The organism is Peribacillus sp. Bi96, from assembly GCF_918698115.1.
GTDB lineage: Bacteria > Bacillota > Bacilli > Bacillales > DSM-1321 > Peribacillus.
On sequence record NZ_CAKKLV010000004.1, the window covers coordinates 210,083 to 228,077 of the forward strand.

Annotated in this window: 16 protein-coding genes; all 16 read left to right on the plus strand. The window is 41.1% G+C overall.

Annotated elements, in window-relative coordinates; genetic code table 11:
* Positions 1–9: 9 nt before the first annotated feature.
* Entirely contained in the window at positions 10–1,203 is a 1,194-nt protein-coding gene (locus LQ203_RS07670) for a CCA tRNA nucleotidyltransferase (protein WP_230156989.1), read from the plus strand.
* Positions 1,188–2,168: a biotin--[acetyl-CoA-carboxylase] ligase gene (locus LQ203_RS07675; protein ID WP_230156990.1), complete on the plus strand. Its 981-nt coding sequence runs from the start codon at positions 1,188–1,190 to the stop codon at positions 2,166–2,168. Before LQ203_RS07670 ends, LQ203_RS07675 begins: the two co-directional genes overlap by 16 nt.
* 347 nt (positions 2,169–2,515) lie before the next feature.
* Positions 2,516–3,352, plus strand: coding sequence for a 3-methyl-2-oxobutanoate hydroxymethyltransferase (gene panB, locus LQ203_RS07680; RefSeq protein WP_230156991.1), 837 nt, complete (start codon positions 2,516–2,518; stop codon positions 3,350–3,352).
* Complete coding sequence (gene panC, locus LQ203_RS07685; RefSeq protein ID WP_230156992.1) at positions 3,349–4,197, plus strand: pantoate--beta-alanine ligase; 849 nt, start codon at positions 3,349–3,351, stop codon at positions 4,195–4,197. The genes panB and panC overlap by 4 nt, the downstream gene beginning before the upstream one ends.
* Positions 4,198–4,224: 27 nt before the next feature.
* Positions 4,225–4,608: an aspartate 1-decarboxylase gene (gene panD / locus LQ203_RS07690; protein WP_230156993.1), complete on the plus strand. Its 384-nt coding sequence runs from the start codon at positions 4,225–4,227 to the stop codon at positions 4,606–4,608.
* Positions 4,609–4,802: 194 nt separating this feature from the next.
* Positions 4,803–7,583: an ATP-dependent DNA helicase DinG gene (dinG, locus tag LQ203_RS07695; RefSeq protein ID WP_230156994.1), complete on the plus strand. Its 2,781-nt coding sequence runs from the start codon at positions 4,803–4,805 to the stop codon at positions 7,581–7,583.
* A 155-nt stretch (positions 7,584–7,738) separates the two neighbouring features.
* Positions 7,739–7,909 (plus strand): YpmA family protein, encoded by a 171-nt coding sequence (locus LQ203_RS07700; RefSeq protein WP_064505144.1) that lies wholly within the window; start codon positions 7,739–7,741, stop codon positions 7,907–7,909.
* Between the two features lie 18 nt (positions 7,910–7,927).
* Complete coding sequence (locus tag LQ203_RS07705) at positions 7,928–8,404, plus strand: DUF5590 domain-containing protein (protein WP_230156995.1); 477 nt, start codon at positions 7,928–7,930, stop codon at positions 8,402–8,404.
* Between the two features lie 19 nt (positions 8,405–8,423).
* On the plus strand, positions 8,424–9,608 hold the full coding sequence (locus tag LQ203_RS07710) for a pyridoxal phosphate-dependent aminotransferase (RefSeq protein ID WP_230156996.1): 1,185 nt from the start codon (positions 8,424–8,426) through the stop codon (positions 9,606–9,608).
* Positions 9,609–10,239: 631 nt separating this feature from the next.
* On the plus strand, positions 10,240–10,917 hold the full coding sequence (locus tag LQ203_RS07715; protein ID WP_230156997.1) for a GntR family transcriptional regulator: 678 nt from the start codon (positions 10,240–10,242) through the stop codon (positions 10,915–10,917).
* Positions 10,918–11,028: 111 nt separating this feature from the next.
* Positions 11,029–11,946, plus strand: a complete 918-nt coding sequence (gene hpaI, locus LQ203_RS07720) for a 2,4-dihydroxyhept-2-ene-1,7-dioic acid aldolase (protein ID WP_230156998.1) — start codon at positions 11,029–11,031, stop codon at positions 11,944–11,946.
* Between the two features lie 78 nt (positions 11,947–12,024).
* Entirely contained in the window at positions 12,025–13,539 is a 1,515-nt protein-coding gene (gene hpaE, locus LQ203_RS07725; protein ID WP_230156999.1) for a 5-carboxymethyl-2-hydroxymuconate semialdehyde dehydrogenase, read from the plus strand.
* Between the two features lie 31 nt (positions 13,540–13,570).
* The gene (gene hpaD / locus LQ203_RS07730) at positions 13,571–14,554 is read left to right on the plus strand and encodes a 3,4-dihydroxyphenylacetate 2,3-dioxygenase (protein WP_230157000.1); all 984 of its coding nucleotides are present in this window, start codon (positions 13,571–13,573) and stop codon (positions 14,552–14,554) included.
* A 230-nt stretch (positions 14,555–14,784) separates the two neighbouring features.
* Positions 14,785–15,657 (plus strand): FAD synthetase family protein, encoded by an 873-nt coding sequence (locus LQ203_RS07735; protein ID WP_230157001.1) that lies wholly within the window; start codon positions 14,785–14,787, stop codon positions 15,655–15,657.
* 299 nt (positions 15,658–15,956) lie between these two features.
* Positions 15,957–16,298 carry a DUF485 domain-containing protein gene (locus LQ203_RS07740; protein ID WP_230157095.1) on the plus strand — a complete coding sequence of 114 codons (342 nt, stop codon included), beginning with the start codon at positions 15,957–15,959 and terminating at the stop codon, positions 16,296–16,298.
* A 3-nt stretch (positions 16,299–16,301) separates the two neighbouring features.
* Positions 16,302–17,867 (plus strand): cation acetate symporter, encoded by a 1,566-nt coding sequence (locus tag LQ203_RS07745; protein ID WP_230157002.1) that lies wholly within the window; start codon positions 16,302–16,304, stop codon positions 17,865–17,867.
* The last annotated feature ends 128 nt before the right edge of the window (positions 17,868–17,995 follow it).

A 17,995-nucleotide genomic window follows, 5' to 3' on the forward strand; every position in this document is an offset into this window, starting at 1 on the left:
GGGATGCTGATGAATCAATTATTCTTAAAATCGGTGCCCATTCTTGAATTGATTGAAAAAGCAGGATTAGAGGCCTATTTCGTTGGTGGTTCTGTCAGGGATTATATCCTAGGCAGTTCCATAAACGATGTGGACATCGCCACTTCCGCTACACCCGAGGAAATTAAACGGATTTTTCCTAAAACCGCCGATATCGGGATTGATCATGGAACGGTTCTTATAATTACGGAGACGGGTACATACGAAGTAACGACGTTCAGAACGGAAAGCAGTTATTCAGACTTCCGCAGACCTGATTCAGTGCAATTTGTCCGTTCTTTGACGGAAGATTTACAAAGAAGAGATTTCACGATGAATGCAATAGCCATGGATAAGTCGGGGAACATCATTGATCCATTTAATGGGAAGCGTGACTTGGCAGAAAAAAGGATAATCACGGTTGGCAATCCACATGAAAGGTTTCATGAGGACGCTTTAAGAATGATGCGTGCATTAAGGTTCGTCAGTCAACTTGGTTTTGAACTGGATCAAGAAACGTTTGTTTCCCTAAAAGAGAATGCTCAAATCATCAATGAAATCGCTGTCGAAAGAATCCTTGTTGAATTTGAGAAGCTAATGGCTGGCTCGAATAACAAAAGGGCTATTTCTCTCTTGCTTGAAAGCGGATTGTATCAATACCTGCCACACTTCTCCAAAGAGAAGGATCATTTAGGGAATTTACTAAAACTGCCGCTTAATCAGCTAAAAGCAGCAGAAATATGGTCTGTAATCATGGTTCATACGAGCGATCAGGAAATTGAAGCGGCATTAAGAGCATGGAAGCTGCCATTGAAAACAATTAGAAATGTCCAACGTATCATACAGCTTGTGAAGAAAGACCCATCATTTGATAATTCAGCTTTCGATGTTTTCCAGGCAGGTCAAATCCTAGCCGTACAGGCAGCTAAAGTCAGGGCTGCCCTGACTGGAGGAGACGTGATGGATGCAGAGGAGAACGCGCATCAACATTACAATAAACTCATTATTAAACAGATGTCCGATCTTGCCGTGACGGGGACGGATTTATTGAATTGGAATCAAGAAAAACCTGGTCCTTGGGTGAAGGAATCCTTGGAAATGATATTGAAAGCAGTTTTGGACGATGTATTAATAAATGATAAAGAAGAAATAAAGAGGTGGCTGGAAAAATGCAATCTGAGTTAAGAACAAAGCTGATGGAAGCCCTCTCAAAAGCGGATGGTGCATTTATATCTGGTCAGGAAATTGCTGAATATATTGGCTGTTCGCGTACAGCAGTCTGGAAGCATATAGAAGACCTGCGCAGTGAAGGTTATAATGTGGAAGCCGTTAGAAAAAAAGGCTATCGGATCATTTCAGCACCGGAAAAAGTGTCCGAAAGCGAAATACAACTTGGCTTGGAAACAAAAACGATCGGCAAGATGATCCACTATCAGGAAACTGTGGAATCGACTCAAAAAATTGCCCATCAATTAGCAAATGAAGGCGTTCAGGAGGGGACCCTGGTCGTTGCCGAGGAGCAAATCTCTGGAAAAGGAAGACTGATGAGATCTTGGCATTCCCCAAAATACAGCGGTATTTGGATGAGCCTCATCTTAAGACCGAATATCCCGATTCATGAGGCTCCCCAACTGACATTATTGGCAGCTGTGGCAGTGGCTCAAGCAATCGAGGATACAACTGATGTAAAACCTCAAATTAAATGGCCGAATGATATTTTGGTGAATCGCAAGAAAGTGGTAGGTATCCTGACTGAGATGCAGGCTGAATCGGATAGGATCCATTCTGTCATTATTGGGATTGGCATGAATATCAATCAGAAATTGGAGGATTTTCCCGAAGACTTGCAGGAAAAGGCGTCTTCGCTTTTCATAGAAAGTGGAGAAATGGTTTCAAGGTCCAAGGTTATTCAACGTGCATTGTTTCGCCTGGAAAAATTGTATGATCTCTATTTAATTGAAGGCTTCCTGCCAATAAAGGTGTTGTGGGAGAGTTATGCCATCAGCCTTGGACAAGTCATCAAGGCCAGTACCGTCAATGATACGATTGTCGGAAAAGCATTAGGCATAACGGATGCCGGTGTTTTACTCCTTGAAGATGGAAAAGGAACTGTACATTCAATCTATTCTGCAGACATTGAAATTCAGTAGATTTTTGTCAAATCAAAGAAAAATAAATAGAATTTTTGAATTTGACTTGATATAATGCAAGTGGGCAGTATCTCATATGAACTGCACCCCCATAACTACCAAATTATTTGAAAATCTGCCTTGATCCAGAGTACTGGACTGGGACGGAGGGATGAAACTTCTGATGGAACAAAGGGATTGGCTAAAAAGTAAAGTGATGTTTAGTGAACGATATGTGGCTTTTAAAGCCATTTTCGTAACGAAACAGATACTTCTTTAGTCAGTCTTTTTTTTGCGTATGAATGTATAGACACCAGTTTTTACAACGCTGATGTTTTCATCTCCTCCATCAAAAAGGAGGAAACGTAATGAAATTGTCCGGAGATTTTTTGAAAATGAAACAAAATCAAGAGAAAATTGTCATGCTTACGGCTTATGATTATCCGTCAGCAAAGTTAGCCGAACAATCAGGTGTAGACATGATTTTAGTGGGCGATTCTTTAGGAATGGTCGTATTGGGCTATGACTCAACCATTCCTGTAACGGTGAATGACATGATTCATCATACAAAGGCAGTAAAACGCGGGGCACCAAATACATTTGTCGTGACTGATATGCCCTTTATGAGCTATCACCTTTCAATGGATGAAACCCTCAAGAATGCAGCCCGTATCATGCAAGAAGGTCATGCGGATGCTGTGAAGCTTGAGGGAGCGGATGATGTTGTTGAAAAAATATCAGCATTAACGAAGGCTGGCATCCCGGTTGTAGCTCATCTTGGCCTGACTCCGCAATCCGTTGGCGTTCTTGGCGGATATAAAGTACAAGGAAAAGACGCAGAAGCTGCAGCACAGCTCGTGGAAGATGCGAAAAAGTGTGAAGCGGCGGGGGCGATGGCAATAGTATTTGAATGTGTACCATATCAAGTGGGGGAACTCGTCACACGGAATCTCGGAATTCCAACCATAGGAATTGGCGCAGGTGCAGACACGGATGGTCAAGTTCTCGTTTTTCATGATGTCATCAGATATGGGGTTGATCGTGTAGCAAAATTCGTAAAAGTTTATGGAGATGCGAACGAACTGATCGGTCAATCGATAACGAAGTATGTGGGTGAAGTGAAAACTAAAGATTTTCCATCGAAGGAACATTCATTTACGATGAAGGAAGAGCAGCTTACCGAACTTTACGGAGGGACAAGATGAAAACCTTTACTTCAGCAGATGACTTGCAACAGGTGCTCCGAGAAGAAAAAAGCAATCAAAAAAGTATTGGCTATGTAGCGACAATGGGCTTTTTACATGAGGGGCATGCCACCCTTTTGGAAAAGGCACGGAAAGAAAATGATATTGTGGCATTGAGCATTTTTGTCAATCCGTTGCAATTCGGACCAAATGAGGACTTTGAAACATATCCACGTGATATGGAACGTGATGAAAATATTGCTTCCTATGCCGGAGTGGATTATCTCTTCTATCCAACAGTCCAAGAAATGTACGGTGAAGAACCATCGGTCAAAGTGGTTGTCCAAAGCAGGACGGATTGTTTATGTGGTAGACAAAGGCCAGGACACTTTGATGGTGTAGCGACAGTCTTAACGAAGTTCTTCAATATCATCCTTCCTGATCGCGCTTACTTCGGTAAGAAGGATGCCCAACAGGTCGCCGTGATAGATGGTTTGATCCAAGATTTTAATTTCCCGATTCAGCTTGTTGCTGTAGATACCGTACGCGAAGAAGATGGGTTAGCTAAAAGCTCGCGAAATGTTTACCTATCAGATCAAGAACGCAAGGAAGCTAAAGAGTTGTACCAAAGTTTATTAAAGGCGAAAGAAGCCGTTGAATCTGGTGAAAGGAATCCTACAACCGTTACGGCAATGGTAAGGGAACATATTGGGGCCCATACAAATGGGGTGATCGATTATATTGAAGTCTATCAATACCCGGAACTTAAACCACTTGAAACGCTATTTGGAAACATTATCATCGCAATGGCGGTTAAATTCAAACATGCAAGGCTAATTGATAATATTACTTTAAACATCGAATAAATCAGAAGGATCAGGGGGGGAATAAAGATGTTTCGAACGATGATGAATGGTAAAATTCACCGTGCACGGGTAACTGAAGCTAATTTGAACTATGTTGGCAGCATAACAATTGATGAAGACATAATTGATGCGGTAGGTATTCTGCCAAATGAAAAAGTCGCCATCGTGAATAATAATAATGGTGCACGGCTAGAAACATATGTGATTGCCGGTGAACGCGGCAGTGGTGTTGTTTGTTTGAACGGAGCAGCTGCAAGACTGGTTCAACCGGATGATATCGTGATCATCATTTCTTATGTGATGGTCGCCGAAGATAAACTGGGAGATCACATGCCAAAAGTTGCAATTATGGATGAAAATAACAAAATCATTGAATTGATTTCAAACGAACCTGCAGCTACAATCATGTAAGCGGAAGGCCGGCTCATGTGCATGAACCATGCATACATGAGCCGGCCCTTTTTGTCTGTGGATGAAAGGGGAGAAATTGATTATAAAAAGGTCTGGTGAACGGCGTGTTTCCTTTATTACGATTATTATGGTATAAAAAAGATAAGAGAATTCCATCAGGAAGTGGAGAAAGAGAAGTTTGAGGTGTACAATTCATGACGCAACGATATGTAGTGGTCGATTTGGAAACAACAGGGAATTCTCCGAAAAAAGGGGATAGGATTATTCAATTTGCTGGCGTGGTCATCGAAAATGACCAAATTGTTGATGAGTACTCGACATTCATCCACCCTGGACAGGAAATTTCCTTGTTTATAGAAGAATTGACCGGAATAAGCAACGAGACGGTAAAAAATGCACCTGACTTTGAGGATGTGGCAGAAAATATTGCCCGGCTAATCGAAGGGGCATGTTTTGTTGCCCATAATGTTTTATTTGACTTATCTTTTTTACAGGAAGAATTAGTACGCTGCGGGTTTGAGCCATTTTATGGTTCCACCCTTGATACAGTAGAGTTAGCAAAAATTTTAAAACCAACATCCGATGGATATAAGCTGCACCAGCTTGCAAAAGAAGAGAACCTGGATCATTCCAGGCCCCATCAAGCGGATAGTGATGCATATGCGACGGCTTTATTATTGCTGGAATTGAAAAAAAAGCTGATGAATCTTCCGGTGATGACGCTTAAACAGTTATATCGATTATCTTATTCCTTACAAAGTGAAATTTCCGAATTGATAGATGCTTGCATTGCAAGCAAACTTGCAAAGGCAGAAGTTCATTCACCCGAACTTATAACTTATAGGGGCCTTGCGTTTAAAAAGGCCGGCGAGGAAAGTGATCATAAAGGCACGGAGTCGGAATTTCCGCTCGATGATGATGAAAAAATGGCCTTGCTTCAAAGTGCGTTCCCTGCTTTTGAAGCAAGACAGGGACAGCTTGATATGATGAATATGATTCACCATTCCTTTGAAACCAGCCAAGATGCAATCATTGAGGCAGGGACTGGTATTGGGAAATCCATAGGCTATTTGCTTCCAGCCGTTTATTTTGCTAGAAAACATCAAAAACCGGTCGTCGTTTCGACGTATACGCTCCAGTTGCAGGATCAACTTCTCCAAAACGAGGTACCTAAGCTGAAGACAATTCTTCCCTTTACTTTTCAAGCTGTTTTATTAAAGGGGAGAAGTAATTATTTGAGCTTGGCAAAGTTCGAAAGGGCATTACGTGAAAAGGAAGATAATTATGAAACGGCATTAACGAAAATGCAGATATTGGTTTGGCTTACCGAAACCGAAACTGGCGATAAAGACGAATTGAATCTTACAAGCGGAGGTCAGCTGTTTTGGAATCGGCTGCAAAGTGATGGCCTTACATACGCAGGTTTAAAACAGCCCTGGCAAAAATTGGACTTTTTTGAAAGGGCAAAAAGAACGGCGGGCAAGGCGGATGTCATTATCACTAACCATTCTTTTTTAATGACGGATCTTCTTGCCGAAGACGCTTTAATTCCCAAGAAAGGGTATCTGATACTCGATGAAGCGCACCATTTGGAGCAGGCTGCCTCTAAACAGCTTGGACGAAGGCTGAATTATATTTCAGTGAAGACGATGTTGAACAGACTAGGCACATCAGATCAAAAGCAATTATTATATAAATTGGACAGATTACTCTTAAATAATGGGCTGACGGAAGGGAAGTCTCGGCATGAATTGGATCAAAAACTGAATGATTTTTCCTATGAATTCGAACAGCTTTTTTATTACCTCTCCAATCAGGCTGAAAAACTTTCACGTTCCATAAGTCCGAAACGGATCTCATTCAAGATAGATGATGGTAGATGGGGTAAAGCCATCCTGGTTGCTGAGCGATTGGTTGACTTATTGGGGTATATCATCACGGAGCTTTCGCAAAGATTGGCCCTTTTATTGAATCACGAGTCCCCTTTAGGTAAAAATTCATTATTTTACTTAAATGATATTGAAGTGCTTCTTGGACATTTGCAGGATACAAGGGATTCGTTACATGAGTTTTTCATTAAACCGCATGAAGAAAATATTTATTGGCTTGACTATACGAATGCAGCACCACAGCATGGGGTGACTCTGACAGTTCAGCCGATTGCAGGAAGTAAATGGTTGTGGGATTCCTATTTCGGGCGTCAGAAAAGTGTCGTCATGACATCAGCAACCCTTGTTGTGAAGGATTCCTTTCAGTATTTTAAAGAACAACTTGGATTAGAGAATGAACCGGTGCAGACAGCAAGTTTTCCTTCGCCATTTCCCTATAAGGAACTTGTAAAGGTACTTGTGCCCAATGATATTCAAGATATCAATTGCTTATCGGTGGAGGAGTTTTCCGAAACGGCAGCAAACCATATTATTGCCGCGGCACAGGCAGCTAAAGGCAGGATGATGGTATTATTCACCTCACATGAGATGCTTCGGGCTACTTATTATGCCATCAAGGACACAGGGGTTCTGGATGAGTTCACCTTGTTTGCTCAAGGAATTTCTGGTGGAAGCCGAATGAGGTTGCTAAGGAACTTCCAAAACTTCGAGAAAGCAGTCCTTTTTGGAACAACCAGCCTTTGGGAGGGCGTCGATATTCCTGGTGAGGATTTATCTTGTTTAGTGATTGTCAGGCTGCCTTTTTCACCTCCGGATGAACCAGTGACAGCTGCTAAATGCCAACTTCTCGAGAAGCAAGGGCGTAATCCTTTCTCTGCGTATTCTTTACCTGAAGCTTTGTTAAGATTTCGCCAAGGATTCGGCCGGTTAATACGTACTCCAGAAGATAAAGGGATCTTGGTTATTCTTGATCGCCGCGTCGTCACTGCCAAATATGGCCCGGAATTTCAAAAGGCCATTCCAGCAGTCAAATGGCACCAAACGTCAATAATGGAAATGGCCGATATGATAGAAGAGTGGATTTAAAGAATCTTGAGATAATTCATAAATCCTATTGAATTTTTATGAAAATTTTAAAGAAAAATGATCTTTGAACTGGTATAATGTGAAAGGTGGTAAAGCCTTCTAATCCTATTCATACCAGTGGTTGTTGACAAATTTTAAATCGGAGGGGCGTTTTCATGGAAAGTAAAATTGAAGTAATCTCGACAGTCAGGCTGCAACATTCTCCTGATCTGTATAAAATCGTGGATTCTTTGAACCGAACATTGAAAAAAGATGACTTAATGTTTGGTTTGGCATTGGATTCCGAAGATCAAGAAAAAGCGATATTTACAATTTATCGTACATAGAAAGAGGGAAAAACAGCTTTGAAAAAATGGTTGATTATTGCTTCTATCCTAATCCTTTGTTTTATCGGATTTGTCAGCGGGGCATATATTAAAGCGTTACAGCCTAAAAAAGAAGCTGGTAATGAGGCTTTTGAAAAGGCGAAGGAAGAGGGCGGCCTTGTATCCATGGACGAATACTATCTCTATAATGGGCAGGATTCATATTCCGTCATCATTGGTAAGGGAGAAAAAGGGACTAAAAAAATAGTCTGGCTTCCCAAAGATGAGAAAAAAGAGATAGTAGTCGAAAACTATAAAGATGGTAAATCAAAAAAAGAGATCTTAAGCATTGTCAAAGAAAAGCTAAACCCACAAAAAATCATTTCAGTCAAGCTTGGCATGGAAAAGAACGTTCCACTTTGGGAAGTAACGTATCTTGATGAATCAGAGCGTTTTAACTATGATTATTATGATTTTAAAACTGGGGAATGGCTTAAGTATTATCGAAGCATATAGAATGGAGGATTAATTTAAAATGAAATTAGCGAATCGGGTTCAATCATTAACGCCATCTACAACTTTGGCCATCACGGCAAAAGCAAAGGAGCTTAAAGCTCAAGGTCTTGATATTATAGGTTTAGGGGCCGGAGAACCCGACTATAATACGCCTAAACATATAATAGAAGCAGCTGTTCAATCCATGAATGAAGGTCAAACTAAATACACGCCATCTGCTGGTCTTCCGAAGCTCAAAGAAGCAATTGCCGCCAAATTAAAGCGTGATCAAGGTTTGGAATACAAGCCTTCTGAAATTTTAGTCGGCTCAGGTGCTAAGCACGCTCTTTACACATTATTTCAAGCGATTCTGGATGAAGAAGATGAAGTCATTGTACCAATCCCGTATTGGGTAAGTTATCCAGAGCAAATCAAGCTTGCTGACGGAAAGCCAGTTTATGTGGTCGGTACAGAAGAAAATCAATATAAAATAACAAAAGAACAATTAGAACAAGCCATTACTGAGAAAACGAAAGCGGTTATCATCAACTCGCCAAGCAATCCAACAGGTATGCTTTATACCAGGGAAGAACTGGCGGCTATCGGGGAAGTTTGCCTGGCACATGATATCTTGATCGTATCCGATGAAATTTACGAAAAATTGGTTTATGGAAATGCAACACATACATCCATTGCAGAGATTTCACCTGAATTGAAAAAGCAAACGATCATCATCAATGGTGTTTCTAAATCGCATTCAATGACAGGCTGGAGAATTGGTTATGCAGTAGGCGATGAGTCCATCATTAAAGCAATGACGAACCTTGCTAGTCATAGCACATCGAACCCAACCACAACTGCACAATATGGAGCGATTGCCGCCTATGAAGGTTCGCAGGAGCCCGTAGAAGAAATGCGTCAAGCCTTTGAAAGCCGTTTGAATAAAATATATGATAAATTAGTTGAAATTCCAGGGATAAGCTGCATTAAACCACAAGGTGCATTTTACTTGTTCCCGAATGTTACACGCGCAGTTGAATTAACAGGTTACAGCAATGTCGAAGATTTTACGACTGCATTGCTGGAAGAAGCAAAAGTGGCAGTTATTCCAGGTTCAGGTTTTGGTTCACCTGATAACATCAGGCTATCTTATGCGACTTCATTGGAACTTCTTGAAGAAGCTGTTGAAAGAATCCATTCATTCGTTAAATCAAAAATGGCATAATTTTTATAAAAACCTGCAGACTTCTTGGCAACATGAGGATCTGCAGGTTTTTTTTGTTGGAAAATATTGAAGCAGTCCATGTTTAGAAGAGGTCATGAAATTTCAAAAGGTACAGGAAACTCATCAAGGAAGTTTGTTTGCTTTTAAAATTTGACCGTTGCCTCCAGGCACTCGCTTTCCGCGGGCTGTCCGCCCTCGGCGCCTTTGCGCCTGCGGGGTCTCCCTTGGGCGCATATTCCCGCAGGAGTTTCGAATACCTGTTCTGGTCAACTTTGTTTTAACAGGTAGATAGAACTCCTTTTGCCTACAGTCTTTTTTTAGTATTAAAACTTGAGGGATAAGGATGCTATCTTTCCAGACATGCGAAAACCAGAAGCTGTTGCCGCAGATACAGCTTACTAAACACCAACCGTTATTCTCTATAACGGGTTCAAATCCAATAAAAACAAAAAGGTTTCGCAATGAGACCATTCCGAAACCTTTTTGTTTACAAACTGAAGCTCCCTTCATCAAGGGAGTTTTTTTGCCTCCTTCATTAAGAAATCTAGCTAGATATGATAAAACAAAAATCATATATGATTTTTAATAAAAATGGATTGCAATCATATATGATTTCATATATGATAAAAACATGGAAGATAAAAACAAAAACCCCAGCAAAAAGCAAATAGCTTATGAGCACCTTCGTACATTAATATTGGATGGAACATACGGTTCTGGACAGCGGATCATTATCGATCAAATCGCGAAAGAACTGAGTTTAAGCCCGATTCCAGTCAGGGAGGCGATCAGACAACTGGAATCTGACGGTCTTATTCAATATAAGCCGTATAGTGGCGCAGTGGTTACAAGCATAAATGAGAGCGAATACATAGAAACGCTTTCCGTTTTATCTTTGCTTGAAGGCTATGCAGCTGCCCTCAGTTCTTTAACGATGAATGATCATGATTTTGAAAATCTAATTAATTTAAACAAAGAAATGGAAAAAGCTCTCCATAACTTTGAATTAGAGCTGTTTGGTAAGTTAAACGAATGTTTTCATGCAAAAATTTATGAAAAGTGTGGAAATTCCTTTTTAATTGAGGAAATTAAACAATCGCAACAAAGAATGAATAGAGTCAGAAAGTCCATGTTCACCATGGTGCCGCAGCGTGCAGTCCAATCCATTCGTGAACATGAAAGCATCATACGGCTTCTAAAGGAAAAAGCTTCTTTCGAAGAAATTGAATCATTGGTAAGAAAGCATAAGCTGAATGCCATTAGTACATTCAAGCAGAGGGCTGAAACTAATCACGATCAGGCACTTTAATGACCTAGGCTTTGTTTTATAATAGTCGATTTGATTATCTATAAAAGCAAAGCCGATTTTTTCACTTCTATTATTCCGAATATTCAAAATAATTAAAAGGTGGTAGATGAAATGTACGAGGAAATCAAAAGTCGTTTAAGAGGTTCCATCGCTCCAGTGATCACTCCGTTTGATGACAAGATGGAAGTGGATGTAAAAGCAATTGAAAGTTTAGTAAACTGGCATATTGAAAGCGGTTCCCATGGAATATCGGTATGCGGGACTACCGGGGAACCCAGTTCATTAACGATTGAAGAGCGGGAATTAGTGATGGAAACAGCTATTAAAACAGCAAATGCCCGTGTTCCGGTTGCACCAGGTACTGGATCTGCCAATCAGAAAGAAACATTGCATTTGACAAAAAGAGCACAGGAAATGGGTGCGGATGCCGCTTTAGTCATCGTTCCTTACTACAATAAACCGAATCAACAGGCACTTTACAATCATTTTAAGACAGTAGCTGATTCTGTTGACATTCCGCTGATCGTATACAACATACCTGGAAGAACGGCAACGAATTTAGAAGTGAAGACATTGGCCCGTCTTGCTGAAGATTGTAAAAACATCGTTGGTGTAAAGGAATCCAATAAGGACTTCGAACATGTGAACCGTGTCTTACTGAATTGTGGAAGAGATTTTCTCTTATATTCGGGCATCGAATTATTATGTTACCCAATGCTGACAATTGGAGGAGCAGGGCATATTAGTGCTACAGCCAATATCACACCTAAAGAGGTAGCGGAAATTTACAACCTTTGGGTGGAAGGTGATGTTGATAAGGCACTTGATCTCCATTATAAATTAATGCCTTTGAATGATGTTTTGTTTAAAGAAACCAATCCTGGACCATTAAAAGCGGCAATGGGGATGATGGGAAAAATCAATCCTGCATTAAGACCGCCGATGGGCCCGCCTTCGGAACCTTTGGAAAGAGAACTGCGTGAAACCCTTCAATCATACGGATTGATTGGCCAAGGCATCCAGTCATAATTTTTATAGAGTGGGAAGATTACAGAATCCTAATAATTCTTGTTATCTTCCCAAATTAAGATTTAAGGAGGATTTATCATGCAAACTTTTCCCGTGAAAGATGTCCAGCATTATATCAATGGTCAATTTGTTGAGGGTACCTCAGGAAAAACATTTATAAATCTAAGCCCTTTTAATAATCAAGCAATCAATCATGTGGCTGAAGGGTTTAAGGAAGATATTGATAAAGCGGTAGCTGCTGCACGAGAAGCATTCGATAACGGTCCATGGAGAAAGATGAAAGTGGAAGAAAGATTGAAATATATTAATAGGATTGCCGATTTAATTGAAGAAAATGCCGAAGAAATTTCCTTTTTGGAATCACTTGATACAGGTTTGCCTATTAGCCAGACAAAAAAACAGGCAGCACGGGGAGCGGAAAATTTCCGGTTTTATTCTGAAATGGTGAAAAGCAGGCTTATCGGAGAATCGTATCAAGTGGATGACACTTTCATTAATTATACGATTCATAAACCAATAGGTGTGGCGGGATTAATTACTCCTTGGAATGCGCCTTTCATGTTAGAAACTTGGAAGATCGCCCCGGCTTTGGCTACTGGTAATACTTGTGTCCTTAAACCTGCTGAATGGTCTCCCTTGACAGCCAATAAATTGGCTCAGATCATTGATCAATCCGGTTTGCCAAAAGGCGTATTCAATATCGTTCACGGTTTTGGTGAGACGGCGGGGGCATCCATGGTTGCCCATCCTGATGTCCAGTTGATTTCCTTTACCGGAGAGACGACGACTGGTGCTGAAATCATAAAAAATGGTGCCGATACGATGAAACGTTTTTCCATGGAACTCGGAGGTAAATCACCAGCGATCATTTTTGAAGATGCTGATCTAGAAAAGGCACTGGATTCAGTGATTTGGGGAATCTATTCATTCAATGGGGAGCGGTGTACGGCTAATTCCAGGTTATTTGTCCATGAATCGATAATGGACCAGTTCGTTGTAGAATTGAAGGAGCGTGTTCATACTATCAAAATTGGAAATCCGATGGACCCAGGAACGGAGATCGGGCCGCTTATCCATCGAAACCATTTTGATAATGTCTCCCGTTATCTGAAAATAGCAAAGGATGAAGGAGCAGAAATTGTAAGCGGTATTATACCGAGTGAATTCAAGGAAGGGAATTATATTGCCCCGACGCTGCTCTTGAACTGCACAAACGATATGACTGTAGCACAGGAAGAGATTTTTGGACCAGTCATGGCAGTCATTCCTTTCAAGACGGAAGAGGAAGTACTGAGAATGGCTAACGATGTAAAGTATGGGCTTGCTGCTTATGTATGGACCAATGATATGAAACGTGGACATAGATTTGCTCAAGCCGTCGATAGTGGGATGGTCTGGGTGAATTCCCAAAATGTAAGGGATCTGAGGATACCATTTGGAGGTTCGAAATATAGTGGGGTAGGACGTGAAGGAGGCCATTATAGCTTTGAGTTCTATACAGAAACCCAAGTTATTCATGTGGCAATTGGAGAACATCACATTCCAAAGTTTGGATCCATAAATCAAAATGCCGTTTCTTCTGCTGAAAAATAATCCGGATTTCATTAAAGAAGGGGAGAACACTATGAATTTTTCCATTATTCGTGTTGCGAGAACGATACTTAATGTAACAGATTTAGACAAATCAAGAGCCTTTTATGTGGATGCTCTAGGGTTTATTGAAACGGAAAGAACAAATGGACACATTTATTTACGAGGTTTAGAGGAAGCGCATCATCACTCGCTAATCTTGCAAAAGGCAGAAAAGCCAAGCGTGGAAGCGATAGGATACAAGGTTGAAAAAGAGGAAGACCTAATAGAACTGGAATCATTTTTCAAATCCAAGGGAATGAAAATGAAGTGGATGGAAGCAGGAACACAGCATGCTATAGGAAAATCGCTCCGTGTTCAGGATATTTCGGGCTTGCCGGTGGAATTTTTCAGCAAAATGGATAAAGCCGAGAGATTGCTGCAACGATTTGATTTGTATAGGGGTTCGAGGGTCCAAAGGATCGATCATGTGAATTGCAGTGTTCCAAATGTACAAAAAGCTTATGATTTTTATGTGAAAGAATTAGGTTTTGTCTGCTCGGAAGATACAGTGGATGAGTCGGGTAACTTATGGGCAACGTGGCTGCATAGAAAACAAACGGTCCATGATCAGGCATTCATGAACGGTGTTGGTCCAAGACTTCATCATGTAGGCTTCTGGCTGCCAGATCCGCTTGCACTTATCCATGCCTGTGATGTGCTGGCCTCTCTCGGTTATGCACAGTCCATCGAACGGGGACCCGGAAGGCATGGTCTATCCAATGCATTCTTCCTGTATTTAAGAGATCCGGATGGACACAGAATCGAACTTTACAATGGAGATTACTTAACGTCTGACCCAGATAACGAACCGATTCATTGGGATCTGGATGATCCAAGGCGTCAGACATTCTGGGGGGCAAAAGCCCCGGATTCATGGTTTGATGAGGCGTCTACTGTCCTTGATATAATAACAGGCGAAGAAGTTCTTCTTGAAGAACCGATCCTGGCAAAAAGTAAACCTGAATTCATCATTTGAAGACCGGAAGCAGGGGTGGATCATCGAGCGTCCCTTAAAAATGAACATGGGCACTCAGTGGGAATTGGAAGAGAGAGTGCTCATGGTATGTGTGTTTCCATAACTCCTGTATGGGTAGTTTTATATCTTTTGATTACCAGTTGCGAAAAAGAACCGCTGGAAGTATAGAAGGTCTGTTTGATGAAGTTATTAATAGAACCTTTCAAGAAGCAGATGAAAGGAAGATGGAATTGGAGATCATTCATGTTTTGCACCCACTTTCCAGTTTATGTACGGCTAAAGCAGAACCGTGTGTGATGGTGCTTGGATTTTTCGACGGCGTTCATCTAGGACATCAAGAATTGATTAATCGAGCCAAAAAGATTGCTTTGCAACAAGATTTAAAATTGGCAGTCATGACATTTTTTCCGCATCCAAAGCAAATCATAGGGAGTGATCAAACACCGAAAAAATATATTACTCCTTTAGTGCAAAAAGCAAAAATCATGCAGGAATTAGGGGTGGAAACCTTGATAGTCGTGAACTTCGATTCCGCATTTGCTAATCTTTCCCCTTTTGGATTTATCCAGGAATATCTTTGTGGGTTTAAATGCAAACATGCCGTCGCTGGTTTTGATTTTCGTTATGGGTATAAAGGGGAAGGAAATATGGAAAAGCTGAAAATCGAAGGAAAGAGATTTTTTGAAGTGACGGAAGTCGAGAAATTTGAAATTGCACACGAAAAAGTGAGTTCGACGATGCTTAGGAACTTGATTGAGAATGGAAGGTTTGCTGATATCCCGGCATATCTTGGCACATATTTTCAAAGTCACGGGACAATCAATTCCTCCTATTTCCGTTCCAAAAACCATCAACACTTCCTAGTTACATTATCAGAAGCATTTCTGACACCTCCACCAGGGGTTTATTTAATCGAGATGCAAAACGACGGAAATGTTTACGAGGGGATTGCCTATCAAACAATGGAGGAATCCAATCAAGAGAGTTGGCATTTACAGTTCAATGATTATCTTCCCTTAGAAGATATGAAGATTCATATCAAGTGGAAATGTGAAAGCACAAAGAAGTTGAATCAGATGACAGATATGCGGGCCGTCTATTAAGAGAGAGCAGGCCATCAAAAGATATGGTCTGGGGCAGGGCAGCAGTGAGAATAAACTGCTGCCCTATCTGTAAGCATAAGCGCCAATATGAAGAAGCGAAGAAATCAGGAGCGTGGGTTTAGAACCTCTTCTAGCAGATATTTTAAACACGAAGCCATCAATTTGAATTTTCTATACTAAGGCTTGCTTTGGGTATGGTCCATTGAAAGAGGGAGTACTGTACTGTTTTCAATTGTGATAATCAAGACTGTTGCTCGGTTACAGCCTTGGGAAATAAATGTAAAAAGAGGTGTGAAGTGATGGTGCAGATGGAAAAACAAAACCATGAAGAATCCGAACAAACCAATCTATTAGATTATGAAAAGATTGTTGCTTCCAAGGAGTTTCAGCAGATGCTTTCCGGTAAAAAGAAGTTTGTCATCTCTTTTACGATTTTTTTTATGGGATATTCCCTGCTTTTGCCCTTCTTAGTTTTTTATACAGATATCCTGGATCACACTTTCATTGGAGACATAACATGGGCGTGGGTGTACGGTGTATCGATTACCGTTATGTCTGTATGGGTTTGCAGCATGTATGTAAGGAAATCGGAGAAAATTGATAAGCAAATACAAGAAATCATCGAGAAAGAAGGGCTTTGATTTATGAATTGGACAGTGGTAATTCTATTTGCGCTTATGTCGATAGGCACCCTTTTTATAACGTATTACGCTTCCAAAAAAACGAAAACGGCAGGCTCATTTTATACGGCCGGGGGCGGGTTGACGGCCAGGCAAAATGGACTTGCGTTGGCAGGGGATTTTATGTCGGCTTCCACGTTTTTAGGGTTGATTGGAGCATTTTCCTTAACGGGGTATGATGGCTTTTTCCTGATGTATGGGGCACTTGTTTCATTCCTGGTCGTATTATTCCTGGTGGCTGAACCATTAAGGAACTTAGGGAAATATACACTGGCTGACATGGTGACCACGAGGTTCAAATATAAACAGGTCAGGGGAGTGACCGCTTTTAATACGCTGGTGATATCAGTCATGTACATGCTGGGGCAACTAGTTGCAGCAGGTGCTTTATTCAAATTGCTCTTAGACATCCCGTATAATACATCTGTAATCATCGTAGGGATTGCCATGTTGGTTTTTGTTCTATTTGGAGGAATGACGGCGACGAGTTGGGTGCAGATCATTAAAGCCATCCTGTTAATCGGCGGGGTATTCATATTATTCATGATTGTCATGTGGAAAATGAATTTCAATTTCATCGGGATTTTCACGGATATGAAAACAGCGACACCTATGGGTGCAGATTACCTGAAGGCAGGTATTAAATATGCCAGTGGGTGGGATGCAGCATCCTTGTCACTAGGCCTTATTCTAGGGACAGCAGGTCTGCCTCACATATTAATTCGTTTTTTGACCGTCCCCAATGCTCAAGTGGCAAGAAAATCGGTTGTGTGGGTGATGTGGATCATGGGGGCTTTTCACATCATGGTCATTTTTCTTGGATTCGGTGCAGCGAAGTTGGTTGGAACATCAAATATTATGGCCGCTAACCCAGCGGGAAACATGGCTGCTCCCCTATTGGCCAAACTTGTGGGCGGCGACATCTTATTCGCCTTTATTGCAGCCGTGTCCTTTGCCACGATACTCGCAGTAGTGGCGGGAATCGTTTTAACAGGTGCTACGGCATTTTCACATGATTTTTATAACGAAATATTAAAAGATGGAAAAGCGACGGAAAGACAGCAAATGACCATGGCAAGATGGGCATCCGTTGGTGTGACCGCACTTTCAATCGTTTTATCATTAGGTCTGCAGGAATTCAATGTAGCATTTTTAGCGTCGATTGCCTTTACATTGGCCGCCAGTTCAAATTTGCCAGTCATCCTTCTTACGATCTATTGGAAAAACTTCAATAAAACAGGTGCCATAGTCGGAATGATGACTGGTCTTTTTGGTACACTTATACTCGTAGCATTAAGTCCGAATGTCTGGAACCCGGTCCCGGGAGCAACCATCATTACAGGCGACCCCATTTTCCCGTTGAATTCACCAGGAATCGTGTCCATTCCACTTGGCTTTTTGGCATGCTACTTAGGTGCCTTGTTCGGTAACCGTCAAACTAATGTGAAAGCGATTACAAATGATAATTTTAATGAAATCCTCGTAAAGTCCAATACGGGCCATGACGTTAAAGGTGTCGTGCGACATTGAATGATGATCGATTTTGTTAACGTCCATGTGAATCCATGGGAGAAAAAGCAGCCCTTCTGAATAGAGGCTGCTTTTTTTCTTTTTATCCGAGAATCCATCCAGTTTAATAGGGGATTGATAAATCAAAA

Excerpts from the sequence above, each read along its gene's own strand:
- LQ203_RS07670 (WP_230156989.1), top strand. The coding sequence starts at position 10 with ATGAATCAATTATTCTTAAAATCGGTGCCCATTCTTGAATTGATTGAA.
- LQ203_RS07675 (WP_230156990.1), top strand. The coding sequence starts at position 1,188 with ATGCAATCTGAGTTAAGAACAAAGCTGATGGAAGCCCTCTCAAAAGCG.
- panB (WP_230156991.1), top strand. The coding sequence starts at position 2,516 with ATGAAATTGTCCGGAGATTTTTTGAAAATGAAACAAAATCAAGAGAAA.
- panC (WP_230156992.1), top strand. The coding sequence starts at position 3,349 with ATGAAAACCTTTACTTCAGCAGATGACTTGCAACAGGTGCTCCGAGAA.
- panD (WP_230156993.1), top strand. The coding sequence starts at position 4,225 with ATGTTTCGAACGATGATGAATGGTAAAATTCACCGTGCACGGGTAACT.
- dinG (WP_230156994.1), top strand. The coding sequence starts at position 4,803 with ATGACGCAACGATATGTAGTGGTCGATTTGGAAACAACAGGGAATTCT.
- LQ203_RS07700 (WP_064505144.1), top strand. The coding sequence starts at position 7,739 with ATGGAAAGTAAAATTGAAGTAATCTCGACAGTCAGGCTGCAACATTCT.
- LQ203_RS07710 (WP_230156996.1), top strand. The coding sequence starts at position 8,424 with ATGAAATTAGCGAATCGGGTTCAATCATTAACGCCATCTACAACTTTG.
- LQ203_RS07715 (WP_230156997.1), top strand. The coding sequence starts at position 10,240 with ATGGAAGATAAAAACAAAAACCCCAGCAAAAAGCAAATAGCTTATGAG.
- hpaI (WP_230156998.1), top strand. The coding sequence starts at position 11,029 with ATGTACGAGGAAATCAAAAGTCGTTTAAGAGGTTCCATCGCTCCAGTG.
- hpaE (WP_230156999.1), top strand. The coding sequence starts at position 12,025 with ATGCAAACTTTTCCCGTGAAAGATGTCCAGCATTATATCAATGGTCAA.
- hpaD (WP_230157000.1), top strand. The coding sequence starts at position 13,571 with ATGAATTTTTCCATTATTCGTGTTGCGAGAACGATACTTAATGTAACA.
- LQ203_RS07740 (WP_230157095.1), top strand. The coding sequence starts at position 15,957 with ATGGTGCAGATGGAAAAACAAAACCATGAAGAATCCGAACAAACCAAT.
- LQ203_RS07745 (WP_230157002.1), top strand. The coding sequence starts at position 16,302 with ATGAATTGGACAGTGGTAATTCTATTTGCGCTTATGTCGATAGGCACC.